This is a genomic window from Halosimplex pelagicum (assembly GCF_013415905.1).
GTDB classification, from domain to species: Archaea; Halobacteriota; Halobacteria; order Halobacteriales; family Haloarculaceae; genus Halosimplex; species Halosimplex pelagicum.
Window position 1 is genome coordinate 683,230 of record NZ_CP058909.1, and the last position, 19,346, is coordinate 702,575.

Here is a 19,346-nt window from a genome sequence, read left to right on the forward strand (position 1 = left end):
CAGTACTGCGAGAACGCACCCGGAACGCCCCGCCGAGACGCGACTGTCGCAACCAGAGCCTGCAATCGCGACCGTATCGACGCGTGCCGAGACGACGGTCGTGATCCGGGTTTCCGAAGGGAAACGGCGGTAAAACCTCTCGCCGGTGAGTGAAAACCCGGAACGGAAACTGTTCCTCTCCGGGAGAGTGTTCGCTCGTTCGACGAGCGTGTTACGGCGTTGTTTATATGACGCGGTTCTGCAGGTAGTCGAGGTGCTTGGCGTTGTAGACGATCTTGACCTCGTCGGTCGCGGCGCTGCCGATGCAGGTCAGGCGGACGTTCTTCTCCTCGACCTCTTCGTCGGAGAGGATCTGCTGCATGTCCATGTCGATGTCGCCCTCGACCGCGATGGCGGCGCAGTTCGCACACGCGCCGGCGCGGCACGAGAACGGCCAGTCGAAGCCCTGGGCCTCGGCGGCCTCGAGGATGTACTCGCCCTCGTTGACCTCGAGTGTGCCGTAGTCCTCGTCGCCGAGGTCGGCGTCGGCAGCCTCCTCGAAGGCCGATGCGTCCATGTCCCAACCCTGGTCGTCCAGTACTTCGTAATTCAGGTACTCTACGGTGGGCATCACTTGCTGGATTCGACCCCCTGACTGTTAGACCTTGCTGTTCGTGCTACCGTTTCGCGGCCGCGAGCGCAATATCTGCCGGGCTCGACGGCTCGTGGGTGGACGTACGTCCCATTCCGGGGTGGGTCACAGCGGGACGAACCGGAACAGCAGGAACGAGGCGACGGTCGCGATCCCGGGGACGACGTTCTGGAGGAAGATGACCCGCGCCGTCGTCGCCGGTTCGAACAGGTCCTCCGCGTCGGGGATCGACTCGCGGTCCTCGCTGCCGATCGGCGGGGCGTCGGGCGCGTCGGACGCGCCGCCCTCGCCGCCGACCGTCGGCGCCTCGTCGGCCTCGGCGGCCAGCGCGCCGACGGACACCGCCGGCGGGTCGCCGCCCCTCGCGTCGGCGATGGTGACCGTCCGCGTCGCCCGTCCCCAGCCCAGTCCGACGATGCTCATCGTCGCGATGATGACGAAGCTCGCGGGGATCCCCAGCGCCGACAGTCCGGTGACGATGGTCGAGCTGACCGTCGCGACGACCAGCGCCGCCAGCAGCGGCAGGTCCGTCAGGTCGTTGCCGACCGTGTCCATCGTCCGCCGGGCGATCGTAAAGGCGCCCAGCCCGATGGCGCCGCCGCCGAGCAGGACCGCCTGAGTCATCTCCAGGTCGCCGCTGCCGTACAGCGGTGCGACGGCGTTGGCGACGTTGCTCGCGCCCGCCGAGAAGGCCATGTAACAGCCGATCCCGATCACCAGCAGCGTCCCGACGAGCTCGCGAGTGGTGGTGTTGGGGCCGAGTTCCGGCCGCGGCAGGGCCCCCGAGCGGTCGAAGACGACCAGCGAGCCCTCGGTCTGGGTGACGGCGAACCACTCGACGAGCCGCGGGTAGTAGTAGCGGCCGACGACGGCGCTCACCCAGAACGCGATCACCGGCGAGACGAGCCACCAGGTGACGATCCGGCCCATCTCGCCCCAGTTGAGCGTGCCCCGCGCCAGTCCCAGCCCGGCCATCGCGCCGACGGCGGTCATCGACGTCGACGCGGGGACGCCCGCGACGTTCGAGAGGAAGAGCGCGAGTCCGACGAAAAAGAGGACGCCGATGCTGATCTCCAGGGTGAACGCCGTGGTGACGATGTCGCTGCCGAGGGTGTCGATGACCTCGCGACCGACGGTCCACCCGCCCAGCAGCGCGAAACCGGTCATCAGCGCCGCGGCGGTCGCCTTCGAGACGGTGTCGCTGCCGACCGCCGGGCCGAACGCCACGCCCGTCGAGGAGCCCCCGATGTTGAACCCGACGAAGACGGCGACGACGAGCCCGACGAGGAGGAGGGCCTCGACCATACCGGCATCTGGTCGACCGTCAGCTAAAGCCTACCGACAGCGGTCGACGACGGGCGTGGTGCGCGACGGCCTACGCCGCGTCGCCGCCGTCGGCTCCGAGCCGCTGGACCGTCTCCCCGATCTCCCGGACCATCTCGGTCTGCTGCTCGCTGGCGGCGGCCACGTCGGCGACCTCGTCGGAGACCTCCTCCGTCCGCTCGACGAGGTCGTCGAGCATGCTCGCGACTTCCTCGGCGCTCGCGGCCTGGTCGTCGGTCGCCTCGGCCACTTCGGTGATCCCCTGGGCGGCCGCCGCGACGGCCTCGACGATGTCGTCGAGGTTCTCCATCGCCGTCTCGACGCGGTCGATCCCCTCGTCGACCCGCTCGGTCGTCGTCGCGAGGTTCGCGACCGTCTCGTCGGCGTCGGTCTGGATCTCCGCGACCATCGCCTCGATCTCGCCGGCCCGCTCCTGTGACTCCGTCGCGAGCGACTTCACCTCGTCGGCGACGACGGCGAAGCCCGACCCCGCCTCTCCGGCGCGCGCGGCCTCGATCGAGGCGTTCAGCGCGAGGATGTTCGTCTGGTCGGCGATGTCGTTGATCACCTCGACGATCTCGTCGATCTCGCCGATTCTGGCCTGGAGCGAGTCCACGTCGTCGGCCACGCCGTCGACGGCCTCACCGACGGCGTCCATCACGTCGACCGCGCCGTCGGCCTCGTCGCGGCCCTCCTCGGCCAGCGAGCGCGCCCGCTCGCTCGTGGTTTCGACCTCGTCGGCGGTCGCCGCGACCTCCTCGACCGTCGCGCTCATCCGCGAGACCTCGCCCGCGATCTCGTCGACCCGTCCGACCTGCTCGTCGGTCAGTTCGGACATCTCGCGGGCGCTGTCGGCGATCCCCTCCGACGCGTCGAGCAGCTGGTCGACCGGTCGCTCGACGTCCGCCCTGACCTGTTCCTGGAGCCGCTCGCGTTCGGCGGCGACCTGCTCGCGCCGGTCGACCTCGTCCTGGAGGCGCTCGTTGTACGAGTGGATGTAGGTGTCCGCGACGACCTGCATGTCGAGGTTGATCGCTCGCAGCACCGACAGCACCTCGTCCATCCCGGCGTCGACCTCCGACTCGACGACCCGCTCGACCGCGTCCATGTCGACCGGCGGTTCCGCGGCCGACCGGTCGTCGGGGGACTGCTCGTCGCCGTCCGCGACAGCGACATCGCCGTCGGCCGCCGTGCCGGCGAGTTCGGCCCGGAGCGCGTCGACGAGGTTCTCCTGCAGCCGCTCGCGGAGCAGGTCCAGTATCAGGTCGTAGTAGACGCCGTACTGGCCGATGTAGTGTTTCATCGGCATCTCCAGCACGTCGTGGATCTTGCCGATGCGCGCGCGGTTGGCGAAGTACTCCTCGCCGTACTCCCCGGCGGTCAGGCTCGCGAAGTACGCCGACTGGGTGCGCTTGAGCTGTTCGACGGTCTTGGGCGAGCGGCCGATGACCGCGGTGGTCTCCTCGTGGCCGGTGAGGTTGTCGTAGAAGTCCTCGGCGATCTGGTCGGCGTGGCTGGCGAACAGCGGTTCGAGCGCCGCCAGCCGCTCGGCGTCGGCCTCGTCGAAGCCGACGAACTCCTTGCGCCACGCGATCTCCTCGCCGTCGAGTCCGATCCCGTTCAGGAGCGCGTCCAGGTCCACTTCGGAGTTCAATCCGCCACGACCGAATTCGTCAGCGTAGTCCTTCATCGGTAGATACCCGAATATGTACGCGACCGTTCCCCGCTGGTGTGCTTAACACTACTCGCCGAGTTTTCGCGCGTGATACTGCCGTCGGGTGGTTTAGTAGCGCCTGCGGTCGACCGACACGCTTTCGCCCCCCGCTCGCCCACGAGCGAGTATGTTTCCGGAGTTCGAGGTCGTACCCGCCGTGGACGTACAGGACGGACAGGTCGTCCAGTTGGTCGGCGGCGAGCGCGGTACCGGGAAGGCCTACGGTGACCCCGTCGAGGCCGCCGAGCGATGGGTCGAACAGGGCGCGCGCACCCTCCACCTCGTCGACCTCGACGGTGCCTTCGAGGGCGAGCGCGAGAACGCCGAGGCCATCCAGTCAGTGGTCGACGCCGTCGACGTGGAGACGCAACTCGGCGGCGGCATCCGCACCGTCGAGGACGCCGTCGGCCTGCTCGACGCCGGGATCGACCGGGTGATCCTCGGGACCGCCGCGGTCGAAAACCCCGATATCGTCGCCGAGATCGGCGAGGAGTACCCAGGGAGCGTGCTGGTGAGTCTCGACGCCAAAGACGGGGAGGTCGTCGTCTCCGGGTGGACCGAGGGGACCGGCCTGGACCCCGCCGAGGCCGCCGCGCGCTACGAGGAACTCGGGGCGGGAGGCATCCTCTTCACCGACGTGGACGTGGAGGGGCAGCTGGAGGGCGTCCGGACGGAGCCCGTCGAGCGGGTCGTCGACGCCGTGGACATCCCCGTCGTCGCCAGCGGCGGCGTCGCGACGCTGGCGGACGTGCGCGCGCTGAAGGACGCGGGCGCCGCGGCCGTCGTCGTCGGGAGCGCCCTCTACGAGGGGGCGTTCACGCTGGAGGAAGCGATCGACACGGTCTGACGGACGATCCGGGAGCGGCCCGTTCCGCATCGACTCCGGTCGGGCTGACTCCGTCGGGCTCGCCGGTTCGCTGCGCGTTTCGCGTCGGATACTGATCGGACGCGAGCCCGTCCCCGATTCTTGCTGACCGGACGGTCACGAAAGGTGAACCGTTATACTCGGAGAGCGGAGTGACCCGGCAATGATCCGGAAGCCGTCCGTCTCGCTCGACACCGACCTCGCCGAACAGCTCGCGGGCCTCGCCGGACTGGGGTGGACCACTTCGACGCTGGGGTTCCTGGGCACGGTCCTGGGCTACGGCAACAGCGTCGTGAGCCGACTGGTGACCGAGCCGAGTTCGCTGCTGTACGTCGGGGCGGTCTGCTTCCTGGCGACGCTGGGGCTCGACCGGATCGCCAACCGGGCGACGGAGGGCGACGAGGAACGTGAGCCGGACGGGCCGGACGGGCCGGACGGCGACGGCGATCCGGCGGTCACGCCTCGCGAAGGGTGACTTCCCGGGCCGCGAAATCCTCGAAGTAGGGGTCGAAGCCGGGCGAGTCGCCGCCGATGCTGACGGGGCCGCCGTCGGTCTCGACGACCAGGGCGCTCTCGACGGGGAACGAACTCGTGACCGGCGGGACCAGCGTCTGGTTGGCCGCCCGGACGGGGACGCCCTCGAAGTCGATCTCGTGGTCGCCGCCGGTGTCGGCGACGGTCACGTCCGCCACGATGTCGCGGTCGGCGTCGAGGTACTGGGCGGCGGTCGTGACGCCGTTGCGGAAGTACTCGAAGGTCGCCGGCAGTTCCCGGGGATCGGCGACGTGGCGGGCGTCGCCCATGGGCCAGACGTTGCTGACCATGTTGCCGTAGAAGCCGTTGGCGACCTCCGGCTGGCCGAAGGCGACGGCGTACTCGTCGCCGTGGCGGCCGGTGAGAACGCCGTGGGAGCCGACGAGGCCGGCGCGGGCGTCCCGGAGGACGAACACCTGCGGGCGGGCCTCCCACGTCCGGACGACGTGGGCGTAGCGGCCGAAGTCGGCGACGGCGTCGGCGACGACCTCGGTGTCGGGCGCCAGCAGCATGCAGTAGACGAACACGCCGCGGTCGACCGCCTCGGCCATCGCCTCTTTCAGGGTCCCGAAGGCCGTGGCGGGGACGACGACGAACGCCTCGTGGGTCGCGTCGGCGAGGAACCGCTCGGCGCGGCGCTCGACGGTCCGGCGCGACCGGACCACCTCGAAGCCCACGTCGGCCGCCGTCGGCTCGCTGTAGGCGTCCTCGATGGCCGACTGCAGGTCGGAGACCCGCGTCGACAGCTCCGCGACCGCCTCGGCGGCCGGCCGCGCGCGCAGCACGGTCGGACTCGCGCTCTCGTCGACGGTGACCAGCCCGCGGTCGACCAGCGTCTCGGCCACGTCGTAGACGTACCCCTGAGACACGTCCGCCGCGGCCGCCACGTCCCCCGTCGTCGCCTCCCCCCGCCGCAGGACCGCCAGGTACGTCGCCACCTCCGTCGCCGACAGCCCGAACGCCCCCAGATGCTCCCTGATCCGCGACTCGCTCATTGACGAAGGTTCTTGGACTATCTACAAAAACGTTTTCCGGATCGAACCGAGAGGAGGTGATATGCAACCGACGTTCGAGCGGCACGCGACGCGACAGCGGGAGGACGCCCGGTGAGCGGGCCCTCGGCGGGCGGGTCGGGGGGCGACGAGGCCGCCGCCGAGGCCCGCAACCGGCGGCTGTGGACGGTGGCGATCTTCCTGACGATGGCGTGTACGGGCGCCGTGATGCAGGTCCGCGGCGCGGTGTTGCCGACGCTGGAGGGGTATTTCACCGTCCCCGAGTGGCAGCTCGGGCTGGTCGCGCCGGCGGGGACCGTCGGCTACCTCCTGGTCATCCTCGCCGTCGGGTCGAGCGCGGGGCGCGTCGACGCGCGGCGGTTCATCGCCGGCGGCGCGTTCCTGACCGCGGGCGCGCTGCTGGCGATGGGACTGTCCCCGTCCTTCCCGGTGTTCCTGGCCGCGCTCGTCGTACAGGGCGGGGCCGTCGGGGTGTTCCGCGCGCTCGACCGGCCGCTGCTCAGCCACTTCTACCCGAGCCAGCGCGGGCGCGTGTACAACCGCTACGACGCGACCTGGGCGGTCGGCGCCGCGCTCGGCCCGCTGGCGGTCGTCCTCGCGCTGCGAGCCGGGTCGTGGCGGCTCGTCTACGGCGCGGTCGGGCTCGCCGTGCTCGCGCTCGCGGTCGTGTTCCAGTCGCTCCGTTCGCCCGCCGTCGAGTCGGACGAGGAGCCGCTCACCCGTTCGGACCTGGCCGAGCTGGTCCGGCGGCCGGAGGTGCTCGCCCTGCTGGCCGCGCTCTTCTTCGTGACCGGCGTCGAGGGCGGGCTGTTCACCTGGCTGCCCTACTACGCGCGGGCGGAACTCCCGGCCGGGTGGGCGGAGCTGACGCTGACGGCCATGCTCGTCGCGTACATCCCCGGCCGGTTCGCCTGCGGCGCGCTGACCGACCGTCTGGGCCCGCTCACGCTCCTGCTGGGCGTGCTCGGGCTGCTCGTCCCCGCGTTCGCGTTCACGTTCTTCGTCGCCGACGGGCTGGCCGTGCTGGGCGGCGTCGTCGCCATCGGCCTGCTGATCTCCGGGGTGTTCCCGACGATGATGGCCTACGCGACCGACGCCGTCCCCGAGCACAGCGGTCCGGTCAACGCGCTCGCGTCGGCGGTCTCGTCGGTCTCGGTCGGCGGCGTCCCCGCGGTCATGGGCGTCGTCGTCGGCGGCGCGGACGCCGCGACGGCGATGCGCCTGCTCTTCGTGCCCGTGGTCGCCGCGCTGGGCGTCGTCTCGCTCGCGCGGGTCGCCCAGGGTCGCCGCGACGCCCGGGCCGCGAGCGGCTCGACGACCGGCGACGATTGAGCGGGTGAGGACCGCTACGTCAGCGGGGACTGGTCCGACGGCCGGACGCCAGTTCGGGGAGGAGGAGGGCGGCGGCGCCGACGGCGGCCACGCCGGCGGCCAGCGAGGTCGCGTCGCCGGCCGCGAAGATGACGACTCCAGCGAGGACCCCCGACAGCGCTACCAGGTGATGCGTCCAGTGTCGGTCCACACTCCTGTCATCGACGCAACCGGACATAAAGCTCGGGCAGACGCGCGTCTGACGCGCGGCCGACGCGCCGCCGTCGGGCGACCGACGGTCGCGGGGATCGACCGGCGGAACGCAGGCGGAGCGGCGCTCGAACGAACACAACGGCCAAATAGACGGGTGCGCTTGGTCGAGACATGACCGAGCGGACGGCGGCGGTGACTCGGGAGACCGCCGAGACGGCGATCGAGGTGACCCTGGACGTGGACGGCGACGGCGACGCCACCGTCGACACGGGGATCGGCTTCTTCGACCACATGCTCGAATCGTTCGCCACCCACGGCCTGTTCGACCTCACCGTGAACTGCGACGGCGACCTAGAGATCGACGACCACCACACCGTCGAGGACGTGGCGATCACCCTCGGCGAGGCCTTCACGGAGGCGCTGGGCGACAAGCGCGGGATCGTCCGCTTCGCCGACCGGAAGGTCCCGCTGGACGAGGCCGTCGCGTCGGTCGTCGTCGACGTGAGCGGCCGGCCGTACTTCGAGTTCGACGGCGAGTTCTCCCAGAGCGAGGTGGGCGAGCTGACCAGCCACATGGCCCAGCACTTCCTGCGCTCGCTCGCCACGAACGCCGGGCTGACCCTGCACGCCGGCGTCGACGGGGAGAACGCCCACCACGAGGTCGAGGCGCTGTTCAAGGGACTGGCCCGCGCGCTCGACGACGCCACCCGGATCGACGAGCGCCGGACGGACGTGGCCAGCACGAAGGGCGAGCTATAGATGGCCGACGAGCGCGACCCGCCCGCCCTCCGCACCGACGGGGGATCCGACGAGGAGGCCACCTTCGACGCGATCATGGAGAAGTTCGCCGACTCGCCCAGCCAGCAGGCGGTCATCCGGCTGCTGCTCGAACGGGGGTTCTCCGTCAACGACGAGGGCCGGGTGGTCTCGGGCGGCATCGAGATCCCCAACACCGGCATCGCCCGCGAGGTCGACGTGGACCGGCGGGTCGTCGACGCCACCACCGACGCCATCCTCGACGACGACCAGCTGCGCCGCATCTTCCAGAACATCTCGGCCATCCCGAGCCTGATGGATCTCGCGCCCGTCCTCGACCTGTCGGCGCTGGCGATCACGGTGCGGGACGCCGAGGAGTCGGGCATCGTCGCCACCGTCACCGGCGCCATCGCCGACCGGGGGATCTCCATCCGCCAGACCATCAGCGAGGACCCCGAGTTCACCGACCAGCCCAGGCTGTACGTCATCACCGACGGGACGATCCCCGGCGACCTCCTGACGGAGATCCGTGACATGCCGTTCGTCCACAGCATCGAGCTGCGGTGACCCGTGGACCCGACGCGGACGGCGACGCGCGGATAACCGTCGAGACGCCCGACGGCGAGCGCCACGAACTGACCGCCAGCGAGGGGGCGGTCCTCCGGGACGTGCTGCTCGAAGCGGGGCTGTCGCCCCACGGCCGCTACGCCCGGCGGGTCAACTGCGGCGGACGCGGCCTCTGTGCGACCTGCGGCGTCCGACTCGCCGAGCCGCCCGGCCCCGACCACTGGCACGACGACCTGGCGGATCGGTTCGGCTACCCCAGACTCTCCTGCCAGCTCCCCGTTCGCGACGGGATGGCCGTCCGGCTGCTCGACAAGCGGGTGTGGGGCAGCCGTGGAGGCGGCGATGCCGCGGCGACGCCGCCGTCGGCGGACGACGACGGCTCCGAGTAACGCAAGCGCTTTTCGCCTCCCGCGGGAACCCGGAGACGTGAGCCAGCGCGAGCCATACCGGACCGTCGCCGGTCGCGGGGAGGCCCGCTTCGAGGTACGCGGCTCGGAGTTTCTCGGCCACGTCGCGCCCGCCCGGACGGTCGAGGCGGCCGAGGAATTCGTCGCGGAGATCCGCGGCGAGTACCCCGACGCGACCCACAACGTCCCGGCCTACCGGGTCCGGGCGGACCCCTTCCGCGAGTGGGCCAGCGACGACGGCGAGCCCTCGGGGTCGGCGGGCGACCCCGCGCTGAACGTCCTCCAGCAGGAGGAGATCGAGAACGTCGTCGCCGTCGTCACCCGCTACTACGGCGGGACGAACCTCGGCGTCGGCGGCCTCGCCCGCTCCTATTCGCGCGCGGTCAAGGACGGCCTCGACGCCGCCGGGACGACGACCGAGCGCCCCCACGAGACCTTCTCGGTCGTCGTCGACTACGACGACTCGGGCACCGTCCGCGGCATTTTAGAGAGCGAGGGCGTCGAGTTCGACGCCGACTACACCGAGCGGGTCGCCTTCGACGTGCGCGTCCCCGTCGACGAGGGGAACGCCCTGCGCGACCGCCTCCGCAGCGCGACGAGCGGCCGCGCCGAGATCGACCGATAACCCGACGCGGACCCGTCGCGCCCGCACCCTCGCCGACGTGGAGCTCGAACCGCCACCAGCGATCCGAACCGACCGCTTCCGGGCGGATCTCCAGCGGAAACGAAGGCGTTCGGGGAGAAGTCACACGGGCGCGAGAACGGGCCGGCGTCGCGCGGTCGGAACCGGATCGGACGCCGGGCGGTCGGGTCCGGCGGTCACTCGGGCTGGGCCTCGTCCGCGTCGGGTTCGATCTCGTCCTCGGGCGTGTCGCCCGGGTCGTAGGCGTCGGTTCGGGTGACCCGCGCCTTCATGATGCGGGTGTTCTCGACGGCCTCGACGGCGATCTCGACGCCGTCGTAGTCGATCACTTCGCCCTCCTCGACGAGGCGGCCGGCGAGGTTGAAGATGAACCCGGCGATGGTCTCGAACTCCTCGCCCTCGGGGATGTCCAGATCCAGCGCCTCGTTGACCTCCTCGATGTTCACCTCGCCCTTGACGACGACGGTGTCGTCGCCCTCGTACTCGATCGGCTCCTCCTCGCCGCCTTCGAGGATCTCGCCGACGATCTCTTCGGTGAGGTCCTCCATCGTGACCAGCCCCTCGGTGGTCCCGAACTCGTCGATGACGATGACCATGTGCAGCCGTTCCTTCCGCATCTCGGTCAGCAGGTCGTCGACGTTCTTCGACTCGGGGACGTGCAGCGTCGGCTGGATGAGATCTTCGAGTTCGAGGTCGCCGTCCCCGGTCTCGCCGTAGTTGCGGTCGCGGACCAGATCGCGGATGTTGACGACGCCGATGACGTTGTCGAGACTCCCCTCGTAGACGGGGATGCGGGCGTGCCCGCTGTGGATGCACTGCTCGATCGCCTCGTCGATGGAGGCGTCGGTCGAGATGGCGTCCATGTCGAGTCGCGGCGTCATGACCTCCTTGGCGATCGTGTTGTTGAACCGGAGCGTGCGCTGGAGCATCTCGCGTTCCTCCTCGTCGAGGACGCCCTCACGCTCGCCGGTCTCGATCATCTCGCGGATCTCCTCGCGGGTGACGTACGACTCCTCGATGGCCGAGCGGCCGCCCGTCACCTTGTTGACGACCCGGGTGAGGTAGTCGAACAGGACGATCAGCGGCATCAGCACGTACTCGGCCATCTTCAGCGGGCGGGCGATCCGCAGCGACCACGACTCGCTGTTCTCGACGGCGTAGGACTTGGGCGCGCTCTCGCCGAACAGCAGGACGATGGCCGTGATCCCGAACGTCGACAGCAGGACCGCCTGGCCCTGACTGCCGGTCACCATCGCGAGCACGCCGGTCGCGATCGACGACATCGCGATGTTAACCAGGTTGTTCCCGACGAGGATGGTGATCAGCAGTCGGTGTGGATCGTCCTTGAGCGACTTGAGCGTCTTCGAACCGCGACGCCCGTCCTCGACGAGCGCCTCGATCCGGTGGGCCGGCAGCGAGAACATCGCGATCTCCGAGGAGGAGAAAAACGCCGACAGCCCGATCAGGACGACGATCGAGAGCGAGCCGCCGATAACGATGGCGCTCTCCTGCAGCTGGAGCCCGAACACGTCGATCGTCTGCTGTGCGGCGGGGATCACGTGCGGCCACGCCGCTGCGGGTATACCCATCGACGCCGTGAATTATCGGGCGGTGGAATTAAGACTTGTCATACCGGACCTTCACATGATCGAGAAACGCGCGCACACCCTGTCGATTTCGCGCGGTATCGACCCGTCCGGCGTCCGATCGTCCATCCCGCTCGGCCGGTCGCCGGTTCGACCCCGTCACGACGCTCGCACCTCGACGCGGACGAGTTGCGCGCCGGACGGTCGGTGGATCACCCGGACCGCCGCGCGGTCGCCCGGTCGCACGTCGAGTTCGTTCTGCGCGATCCGGACCGAGGCCGTCTCCCCCGCGGTCCACCGCCCGTCGGCGTGGGCGGCGTCCAGTTCGCCGTCGACGCCCGCGTAGGTCCGGTCGAAGAGATCCGTGCCCCGGCGGTGGTCGTCGGTGATCCGCCGGGTCGGGAACCCCGAGAGGCGCGCCCGGGCGTCCGCGCGTTCGAACGCGACGACGACGGCCAGCTCTGCGACCGCCAACGTGTCCCCGCCCTCGTGGACGAGCCGGAGTCGCTGGCCCTCGGGCCAGCCGTCGGTCGCGGACAGGTCGGCGTCCAGGCGGACCTGCGGGGCCGGCTCCGGGCGCGCGCGGTCGAACCCGACGGCCGCGACGGCGACCGACGCGAGCAGGACCGTCAGCCCGACCAGCAGGACGACCCCGACGACCGGCGTCGCGGCGCGGTCGCTGGCGAGGGACGGGCGAGTCGGTGCCGCCGGAGCGCCGTCGGTCACGCGCCGGGCTGGTCGCCCGTTCGGACTTAAACCCACGGACCGGCGGACTCCCCCTCGGCGTCACTTCCCGTCGACGCCGAATATCTCGACGGTGTTGCCCTCGGTGTCGCGGACGTGGAAACAGCGGTAGCCGTCGATGTCGACGATCCCGTGGACGACTTCGGGCGCCAGCTCCGACACCCGCTCGAAGGCGGCGTCCACGTCTCCGACCTCGAAGTTCGGAACGCAGTTGTCGCCGTACTCGACGGAGCCGCCGTCGGCGCTCGCGTCGTAGAGCCCGAAGTCGACGCCGTCGAACGCGAACGTCGAGAACCGGTCGTCGGCCTGCGCCGGTTCCGTTCCGAACAGCGCCTCGTAGAACTCCAGCGCCCGATCCATGTCCTCGACACCGACGTAGACGGTGGTCAGCTCCATCCGCGGTTCCGGATCCTGAGCGTCTGTCGACATGACCGGCTCTCCGACTGGACCGGGGTTAACGGCGCGCCACGGCGCGGAAGTACCGCCCGGGTCACGGCCGCGGCCGCGCCGCGGCGTCTCGACGGCGATCCGTGGGGCGTTCCACCCGAAACGATGCCCTTCGGGAGCGGTCGGACCGATCGACCGACCGCTCACTCGCGGACGGCGACGAACCGCAGCCGGCGGTAGTCGGCGGTCCACGTTCCGGTGTCGGCGTCGAACAGGTCGTCGCGCAGGCGATCCTCGACGGCCGACACTGCGGCCGCCCGCTCGCTCTCGTCCAGGCCGGCGAACAGCGAGTCGCCGAACACGTCGAGCCAGTTCGCCAGTCCCTCGGGCCCGCCGTCCAGTTCGGTCGGGCGGTCGAACAGTCGCGCGAGCCGGACCTCGAAACCCGCCGCCTCCAGCGCGGCGGCGTGCTCGCCGACCGTCGGGAAGTACCAGGGGTGCTCGACCTCGTGTCCGCGCTCGCGAAGTTCCGCGAGCGTCGCGTCGACGACCGCGCTCACGTTGCCCGAGCCGCCCAGTTCGGCGACGAACCGGCCGCCCGGCTCCAGCAGGGCCGCGACGCGCTCGGCGACGGCGGGCTGGTCGTCGCGGGGGATCCAGTGCAGCGCGGCGTTGGAGAAGGCGGCGTCGAACGACCGGTCGGGCGCGTACTCGCGGGCGTCGGCGACCGCGAACCGGAGGTTGGGGTAGGTCTCGCGGGCCCGTTCGACCATCTCGGTCGAGGCGTCGACGCCGACCGCGACTCCCGAGTCGCCGACGCGCTCGGCGATATCGGCGGTGAGGTGGCCGGTCCCACAGCCCAGGTCGAGGACGGCCTCGCCCGGACGGGGGTCGAGCGACTCGACGACGGACCCGCCGTACTCGTGGACGAAGCCGGTGTCGTCGTCGTAGGATTCGGGGTCCCACTCGTTGCGGGCGTCCTCGGTCGGGTCGGGCGAGTCGTCGGCCATACCCGGAGTGAGGAGCGCCGCCGCCTGAATCTTCCGGCGGCGTGGGACGGTTCGACACGCCGCCGCGGCGGCCACGCTCCGCGGCACGCCGACGGCGGGTCGTCAGTCGGCGTCGGCGGTCGCGGTGTGGTCCTCGAAGAGCCGGTCGAGCAGGCGCTGCTGGCCGACGCGGAGGTGCCGGTTGACGGTGGGCTGGCTCACGTCGAGCATCTCGGCCACGTCCTCGCCGGTAGAGGTGCGGGGCCACTCGAAGAAGCCGGCGTAGTAGGCCGTCCGCAGCACCTCCAGCTGGCGGTCGGTGAGCGCCTCGAACGCCGAACCGGCCCGGCGCTCGCGGTCGCCGGAGCGGTCGACGGTCCGCCGGGTCATCAGCTCGACGCTGGGGTAGGTCTCGCCGAGCATCTCGACGAACGCCCGCACGTCCGTCGCCGCGGACACGTCGACGACCGCCTCGACCCCCTCGGGGTCGGCCCGGATCGACCGCGGGTCGGCCCCGTGACGGACGAACGCCGCGGCGAGCGGATCGCCGTCGAGGGTCACTTCGAACAGCGCGCTCGCTCCGGCGTCCTCTCCGCCGCTCTCGCCGTCCCCCTCGGCCCCGGGCTCGCCGACCAGCCGGTAGTCCCGGACGGAGACGAGCGCGTCCAGCGCGTCGGTCACCGCCGCGACCGGCGCGCCCGCGGTCGTGAGGAACAGCCCGGTCTCCTCCTCGGAGTGGCCCGCCAGCCCCTCGAAGGCGACGGTGCAGTCGGCGGCTCGGGCCAGCCGGCCCAGCACGTCGTCCTCGGCGTCGAACGACAGGGTGAGTTCGACCCGCTGGTCGGTGTGCAGCGCCCGCTGGGTCTCGACGGCGTTGATCGAGTACGCGATGTTCTCGCCGAGCTCCGCGAACACCTCCCGTTCGAGGTCGCCGAAGTCGTCGGGTTCCGACGCGTACACCGTGAGCACGCCGTAGAAGTACTCCTCGAAGGCCAGGGGAACGCTCACGACGGAGTGGAACTCCCGGGCGAGCGCGGCCTTGCGCCACGCCTCGCGCTGGAGGTCGTCGACGACGTTGCCGACGACCGTCGGCGCCTTGGCGGCGGCCGTCCTGGCGGCGGGCTCATCCCCGTCGAGCGCGAGGTCGACCGCGTCGAGGTACTCGGCGCCGCCGCCGGCCCAGGCGCTCGGCTCGACGCGCTCGCCCGCGGCGTCGAGCCCGCCGATCCACGCGAAGGCCACGTCGTCGCTCTCGACGAGCCGGTCGCAGACCGCCGCCTCGATGGCCTCGCGGGACTCGGCCTGGATGAGCGACTGGTCGATCCGCCGGATGAGGTCGGTGATCCCGATCTGGCGGCGCAGGCGGGCGTTCTGCTCGGCGAGCTCGGCGTCGCGTTCCCGGAGCGTCCGCTCGCTGGCCAGCCGGTCGAACGCCGCCTCGGTCGTCGCGACGAGCGTCTCGGCGAGCTGACGAGTCGACCCGCCGACCGCGCGGTCCTCGGTGGCGACGACGAACACGCCGTGGTCGCCGATCGGGACGAGCAGGCCGCCGCTCACGTCGGCCCCGAACACCTGCGACTCGGCGACGGTCCCCGTGTCGTCGAACACCGTCGGCGTCCCGGTGACGTAGGTGTTCCACAAAAGCGAGTCGGCGGCGCCGGCGCCGACCGGCGCGGCGTCGCAGAGCCGGTCGAACCCCTCCGAGCAGGCGACGGCGTCGAGGTGGTTGGCGCTGTCGTCGAGCAGGTAGACGGCGACGCCGGCCACGTCCAGCACCGACTCGGCCGTCTCGACGACGAGCTCGGCCGTCTCGGCGTCGGTCTCGACGCCGAGCAGGTCCCGCGTCGCCTCGTGGAGCGACTCCAGGGCGAGTTCGCGCTCCTTCTGTTCGGTGATGTCCTGGATGGAGCCGCGGACGCGGACGACATCGCCGTCGTCGTCGCGGACGGGCTCGCCGATGGCGCGCACCCAGCGGACCGACTCGTCGGCCCTCAGGCGCACCTCCATGTCGTAGCTCTCGCCGACCTCGACGGCCCGCCGGAAGTAGTCGCGGATCTCCTCGCGGTCGTCGGGGTGGTAGAACTCGACGGCGCGCTCCACGTCGATGTCGGTGTCGGGCGAGATCCCGTGGAGCCGGTAGAGCTCGTCGGACCAGGTCATCTCCGGCTCGGGCCCGGTCAGGTCGAGCTCCCAGCCGCCGACGGCGGCGATGCGGCCGGCCTGCTGGAGCAGGTCCTTCGTCCGTTCGAGTTCCTGCTCGCGCTCCTTCCGGTCGGTGATGTCCTGAATCGATCCCCGCAGCTCGACGGTGTCTCCGCCCTCAACGACCGGCTCACAGATGGATCGAATCCACCGCTCGGTGCCGTCGGCAGCGCGGATCCGATACTCGGTGTCCCACGGCTCGCCCGCCTCGGTCGCCCGTCGGATCCGGTCCCCGTGGGCCTCGCGTTCGTCGGGGTGGACGAGGTCGAGCACGCCGTCGGTCAGCGGCCCCTCCTCGCGGTCGACCCCCCAGATGTTGTACAGGTTGTCGGTCCACCGCACCCGCTGGGGCTGCTCGTCGGCGAGGTCGACCGTCCAGCCGCCCAGGTCTGCCATCTCTTCGGCGCGGCCGAGCAGGTCGGCCGTCCGTTCGACCTCCCGCTCGCGTGCCTTCCGCTCGGTGATGTCGCGGACCACGCAGACCTGCCGCCCGTCGTCGAGGACGGTCAGCGACAGCTCCTGCGGGAACGTCGACCCGTCGGCCCGGCGGCCGACCGCCTCGCCGCGCCAGTCGCCCGTTTCGGCCAGTTCCGGGAGCACCTCCCGTTCGAGGCGGTCGATCTCCTCGTCGCCGTAGCACAGCTCCCAGGTGTCGCCGAGGAGCGCCTCGGGGTCGTCGTAGCCGTAGATGTCGGCGTGGGCCCGGTTGACGAACTCGTAGACGCCCTCGGCGTCGAGGATCGCCATCCCGTCGATGGACTGCTCCATGGCGGCCGACCGCGCGACGAGTTCGCGCTCCCGTTCCTTGCGCTCGGTGATGTCCTCGATGTAGCCGACGACCTCGGTGACTTCGCCCTCGTCGTCGCGGATCGGCGCCGTCGACAGCGAGATGTCGATCAGCTCGCCGTCCTTCCGGACGCGCTGGCGCTCGATCTGTCTGAACGACTCCCCCGAGAGGACCCGCTGTCGGATCTCGTCGTCGCCCTCGCGGTCGTCGGGGACGGCGGGGTAGGGCTCGCCGACCACCTCCTCGGCCGACCAGCCGAAGATGTCCTCCATGGCGTCGTTCCACAGGGTGACCGTTCCCTCGGGGTCGGTCGCGACCACGCCCACCGGCGAGGTCTCGACGAACTTCTGCATGCGCTCTTTGGTCGCGCGAAGCTCGCGCTCGCGGGCCTTGCGCACGGAGATGTCCCGACCGACCCCGACGAGGACGGGATCGCCGTCGGGGTCCTCCAGCCGCGAGGCGACGAACTCGTAGGGGATCTCCTCGCCGTCGCTGGTCACGACCGGCGCGTCGACGCGCTCCTCGCCGCCCTCGAAGACGGACCCGATCGCCTCGGCCACTCGTTCGTGGGCGTGCTCCGGGAAGAAGTCCGTCCCGTGCATCTCGGCGATCTCGGCGTCGTCGTAGCCGGTCACCTCGGCGACCGTGTCGTTCCAGCGCTGGATCGCGCCGGTCTCGTCGAACACGTAGAACACGTCGTCGATCGCGTCGAGGACGTCCTCGGTGTACTCGCGGTACTGTTCGAGCCGCTCGTTCGTCTCGCGCAGTTTCTCCTCGGCCGCCTTTCGCTCGGTTATGTCGCGGCTGATTCCCATCAGCCCGATGATCTCGCCGCCCTCGTCCCGGTAGGGGTACTTGTAGTCGAGCAGGACCCGCTCGTCGCCGTCGATCGGCCGGACCACCTCCCGGGAGACGGGCTCGCCCGTCTCGACGACCCGGCGGTCGTCCGCGCGGATGTCGGCGACCGTCCCCTCGTCGAAGAGGGCGGCGTCGGTCTCGCCGACGATCTCCGACACCGATCGGCCGAAGTTCTCCGCGGCCGCCTCGTTGACGAACTGGTACCGACCCTCGCGGTCCTTGATGTAGATCGGGTCCTCGGTGTTCTCGACGATGGCCTCCAGCTGGCGCTCGCGCTCCCTGCGCTCGGAGATGTCGCGCGCGATACCCGTGACGATCCGCTCGCCGTCGGGGTTCTCGAGCGGTGTGGCGACGACCTCGAAGGGGATCACCTCCCCGCCTTTCGTCTCGAAGCGAGCCTCCAGCGGGACGCCCGCGGCCTCGTCGATGTTGGCGATCCCCCGACGGAGCGCGTCGCGGTCGGCGCCGACGACGAAGTCGGTCGCGTGCATGTCGGCGATCTCGGCGTCGTCGTAGCCGGTCGCCTCGGCGAGCGTCTCGTTCCACCGGACGAGGTCGCCGTCGGCGTCGAGGACGTAGAACACGTCGTCGATCGCGTCGAGGATCTCGTCGGTGAACTGGCGGTACTGGGCGAGTTCGCGCTCGCGCTCCTTGCGCTCGGTGATCTTCTGGGAGACGCCGAACAGCCCGCGGACCGCCCCGTCGGGGCCGCGCCAGGGCACCTTCGTCGTGAGGTTCCACTCGTCGACGTCCGGCACGTACTCCTCCTTGCCGACGATCGGGTCGCCCGTCTCGACGACCTGCAGGTCGTCGGTGTGGCTCTCCTCGGCCAGGTCGTCGTCGAAGATGTCGGGGTCGGTCTCGCCGATCACCCGCCCGGCGTCCCAGCCGTAGGCCTCGTCGAAGTAGGCGCTGCTGACTCGCTCGTACCGGCCCTCGCGGTCCTTGACGTAGAGGTGGATCGGCACCTGCTCGAAGATCGAGTCCAGCAGCGACTTCTCGCGGTCGAGTTCAGCCTGCCGCTCGACGCGCTCGGTCACGTCCTCCTGGAAGCCGACGTAGTGGGTCACCTCGCCGTCGTCGTTCTCGACGGGGGACAGCCGGACCCGGTTCCAGAACTCGGTGCCGTCGGCCCGGTAGTTGCGCAGTTCGACCGTCGCTTCGGCCTCGGCGTCGATGGCACGGCGCAACTGCGCGACCGACTCCTCGTCGGTGTCCTCGCCCTGGAGGAACCGGCAGTTGCGGCCCAGACACTCCGACTCGTCGTAGCCGGTCAGCTCCTCGAAGCGCTCGTTGACGGCCACCAGCGGCTCGTCCGGGTCGGTCGCGTCGGCGACCGTGATCCCGACCGGCGCCGAGTCGATGACCCGTTCCTGTAGCTCCCGCTCGCGCTCGCACTCGCGGAAGTCTTCGGCCAGCCCCTCGACGGCTTCGGCGAGGTCCCCCAGCCCGTCCTCCCGGTCGGTCTCGAAGGTCACGTCCTCGCCCTCGCGGACCCGCTCGACATCGGCGACCAGCTCGGCGATCCCGTCGTCGCGGTCGCCCGACGCCGCGAGCCCGAGCAGCCCCGTCCCGAGGAGGCTCGCGAGCGGCCCGGCCGACGGGAGCGACGGCAACCGCCACCCCTCGACGGCGACGAGCCCGGCGACCGCGGCCGCGAGCGCGACAGCGGCGACTGCGACGAGCACGGGACCGACGCCCGACGGTCGGCCCGGAACGCGTCCGGAACCCCCTCGGGCGGTGGTACTCCCCCTGTCCGCGACGCCCCCTGCGACGGCGTCGCGGAGCGAACCAGCGTCCATTGGAGGGTGTTGAG

General features: G+C 70.9%; 17 protein-coding genes. 7 read left to right on the forward strand and 10 right to left on the reverse strand.

Annotation, left to right across the window (positions count from 1 at the left end):
- Positions 1–223: 223 nt before the first annotated feature.
- The 3 genes from fer to HZS54_RS03450 form a co-directional block, all read right to left on the reverse strand.
- A complete protein-coding gene (gene fer, locus HZS54_RS03440; RefSeq protein WP_179920566.1) occupies positions 224–610 on the reverse strand; it encodes a ferredoxin Fer in 387 nt (128 codons plus the stop codon).
- A gap of 126 nt (positions 611–736) precedes the next feature.
- Positions 737–1,936 carry an inorganic phosphate transporter gene (locus tag HZS54_RS03445; RefSeq protein WP_179920567.1) on the reverse strand — a complete coding sequence of 400 codons (1,200 nt, stop codon included), beginning with the start codon at positions 1,934–1,936 and terminating at the stop codon, positions 737–739.
- A 70-nt stretch (positions 1,937–2,006) separates the two neighbouring features.
- A complete protein-coding gene (locus HZS54_RS03450) occupies positions 2,007–3,644 on the reverse strand; it encodes a globin-coupled sensor protein (RefSeq protein ID WP_179920568.1) in 1,638 nt (545 codons plus the stop codon).
- Positions 3,645–3,795: 151 nt separating this feature from the next.
- Here HZS54_RS03450 and hisA point away from each other — a divergent pair, with 151 nt between their 5' ends.
- Both hisA and HZS54_RS03460 read left to right on the forward strand, forming a co-directional pair.
- Positions 3,796–4,515, forward strand: a complete 720-nt coding sequence (gene hisA / locus HZS54_RS03455) for a 1-(5-phosphoribosyl)-5-[(5-phosphoribosylamino)methylideneamino]imidazole-4-carboxamide isomerase (RefSeq protein ID WP_179920569.1) — start codon at positions 3,796–3,798, stop codon at positions 4,513–4,515.
- A gap of 181 nt (positions 4,516–4,696) precedes the next feature.
- Positions 4,697–5,008, forward strand: a complete 312-nt coding sequence (locus HZS54_RS03460; RefSeq protein ID WP_179920570.1) for a hypothetical protein — start codon at positions 4,697–4,699, stop codon at positions 5,006–5,008.
- On the opposite strand, the gene HZS54_RS03465 is transcribed toward HZS54_RS03460, so the two are convergent.
- On the reverse strand, positions 4,989–6,062 hold the full coding sequence (locus tag HZS54_RS03465) for a TrmB family transcriptional regulator (protein ID WP_179920571.1): 1,074 nt from the start codon (positions 6,060–6,062) through the stop codon (positions 4,989–4,991). The two genes, HZS54_RS03460 and HZS54_RS03465, sit on opposite strands and share 20 nt — an antisense overlap.
- Positions 6,063–6,173: 111 nt before the next feature.
- Here HZS54_RS03465 and HZS54_RS03470 point away from each other — a divergent pair, with 111 nt between their 5' ends.
- Positions 6,174–7,412 carry an MFS transporter gene (locus tag HZS54_RS03470; RefSeq protein ID WP_179920572.1) on the forward strand — a complete coding sequence of 413 codons (1,239 nt, stop codon included), beginning with the start codon at positions 6,174–6,176 and terminating at the stop codon, positions 7,410–7,412.
- 19 nt (positions 7,413–7,431) lie between these two features.
- Here the strand turns inward: HZS54_RS03470 and HZS54_RS03475 are convergent, their stop codons facing one another.
- The gene (locus HZS54_RS03475; RefSeq protein ID WP_179920573.1) at positions 7,432–7,602 is read right to left on the reverse strand and encodes a hypothetical protein; all 171 of its coding nucleotides are present in this window, start codon (positions 7,600–7,602) and stop codon (positions 7,432–7,434) included.
- 173 nt (positions 7,603–7,775) lie between these two features.
- Here HZS54_RS03475 and hisB point away from each other — a divergent pair, with 173 nt between their 5' ends.
- The 4 genes from hisB to HZS54_RS03495 all read left to right on the forward strand — a co-directional run bounded on the left by hisB (position 7,776) and on the right by HZS54_RS03495 (position 9,959).
- Positions 7,776–8,363: an imidazoleglycerol-phosphate dehydratase HisB gene (gene hisB / locus HZS54_RS03480; RefSeq protein ID WP_179920574.1), complete on the forward strand. Its 588-nt coding sequence runs from the start codon at positions 7,776–7,778 to the stop codon at positions 8,361–8,363.
- A 75-nt stretch (positions 8,364–8,438) separates the two neighbouring features.
- Complete coding sequence (gene trpY, locus HZS54_RS03485; RefSeq protein ID WP_179922925.1) at positions 8,439–8,927, forward strand: TrpY family transcription regulator; 489 nt, start codon at positions 8,439–8,441, stop codon at positions 8,925–8,927.
- Positions 8,924–9,316: a 2Fe-2S iron-sulfur cluster-binding protein gene (locus HZS54_RS03490; protein ID WP_179920575.1), complete on the forward strand. Its 393-nt coding sequence runs from the start codon at positions 8,924–8,926 to the stop codon at positions 9,314–9,316. Before trpY ends, HZS54_RS03490 begins: the two co-directional genes overlap by 4 nt.
- A gap of 37 nt (positions 9,317–9,353) precedes the next feature.
- Positions 9,354–9,959, forward strand: a complete 606-nt coding sequence (locus tag HZS54_RS03495) for an IMPACT family protein (RefSeq protein ID WP_179920576.1) — start codon at positions 9,354–9,356, stop codon at positions 9,957–9,959.
- A gap of 194 nt (positions 9,960–10,153) precedes the next feature.
- Here HZS54_RS03495 and HZS54_RS03500 read toward each other — a convergent pair whose 3' ends face one another.
- The 5 genes from HZS54_RS03500 to HZS54_RS03520 form a co-directional block, all read right to left on the reverse strand.
- Positions 10,154–11,566: a hemolysin family protein gene (locus tag HZS54_RS03500; protein WP_179920577.1), complete on the reverse strand. Its 1,413-nt coding sequence runs from the start codon at positions 11,564–11,566 to the stop codon at positions 10,154–10,156.
- Positions 11,567–11,722: 156 nt separating this feature from the next.
- Positions 11,723–12,289, reverse strand: coding sequence for a type IV pilin domain-containing protein (locus HZS54_RS03505; RefSeq protein WP_179920578.1), 567 nt, complete (start codon positions 12,287–12,289; stop codon positions 11,723–11,725).
- A 60-nt stretch (positions 12,290–12,349) separates the two neighbouring features.
- Positions 12,350–12,736 carry a VOC family protein gene (locus tag HZS54_RS03510; RefSeq protein WP_179920579.1) on the reverse strand — a complete coding sequence of 129 codons (387 nt, stop codon included), beginning with the start codon at positions 12,734–12,736 and terminating at the stop codon, positions 12,350–12,352.
- A gap of 161 nt (positions 12,737–12,897) precedes the next feature.
- Entirely contained in the window at positions 12,898–13,704 is an 807-nt protein-coding gene (locus HZS54_RS03515; protein WP_179920580.1) for a class I SAM-dependent methyltransferase, read from the reverse strand.
- A 102-nt stretch (positions 13,705–13,806) separates the two neighbouring features.
- The gene (locus HZS54_RS03520; RefSeq protein ID WP_179920581.1) at positions 13,807–19,332 is read right to left on the reverse strand and encodes a PAS domain S-box protein; all 5,526 of its coding nucleotides are present in this window, start codon (positions 19,330–19,332) and stop codon (positions 13,807–13,809) included.
- Positions 19,333–19,346: the final 14 nt, after the last annotated feature.

Excerpts from the sequence above, each read along its gene's own strand:
- hisB (WP_179920574.1), top strand. The coding sequence starts at position 7,776 with ATGACCGAGCGGACGGCGGCGGTGACTCGGGAGACCGCCGAGACGGCG.
- HZS54_RS03500 (WP_179920577.1), bottom strand. The coding sequence starts at position 11,566 with ATGGGTATACCCGCAGCGGCGTGGCCGCACGTGATCCCCGCCGCACAG.
- HZS54_RS03450 (WP_179920568.1), bottom strand. The coding sequence starts at position 3,644 with ATGAAGGACTACGCTGACGAATTCGGTCGTGGCGGATTGAACTCCGAA.
- HZS54_RS03465 (WP_179920571.1), bottom strand. The coding sequence starts at position 6,062 with ATGAGCGAGTCGCGGATCAGGGAGCATCTGGGGGCGTTCGGGCTGTCG.
- HZS54_RS03520 (WP_179920581.1), bottom strand. The coding sequence starts at position 19,332 with ATGGACGCTGGTTCGCTCCGCGACGCCGTCGCAGGGGGCGTCGCGGAC.
- HZS54_RS03460 (WP_179920570.1), top strand. The coding sequence starts at position 4,697 with ATGATCCGGAAGCCGTCCGTCTCGCTCGACACCGACCTCGCCGAACAG.
- HZS54_RS03510 (WP_179920579.1), bottom strand. The coding sequence starts at position 12,736 with ATGTCGACAGACGCTCAGGATCCGGAACCGCGGATGGAGCTGACCACC.
- HZS54_RS03515 (WP_179920580.1), bottom strand. The coding sequence starts at position 13,704 with ATGGCCGACGACTCGCCCGACCCGACCGAGGACGCCCGCAACGAGTGG.
- trpY (WP_179922925.1), top strand. The coding sequence starts at position 8,439 with ATGGAGAAGTTCGCCGACTCGCCCAGCCAGCAGGCGGTCATCCGGCTG.
- fer (WP_179920566.1), bottom strand. The coding sequence starts at position 610 with ATGCCCACCGTAGAGTACCTGAATTACGAAGTACTGGACGACCAGGGT.
- HZS54_RS03445 (WP_179920567.1), bottom strand. The coding sequence starts at position 1,936 with ATGGTCGAGGCCCTCCTCCTCGTCGGGCTCGTCGTCGCCGTCTTCGTC.
- hisA (WP_179920569.1), top strand. The coding sequence starts at position 3,796 with ATGTTTCCGGAGTTCGAGGTCGTACCCGCCGTGGACGTACAGGACGGA.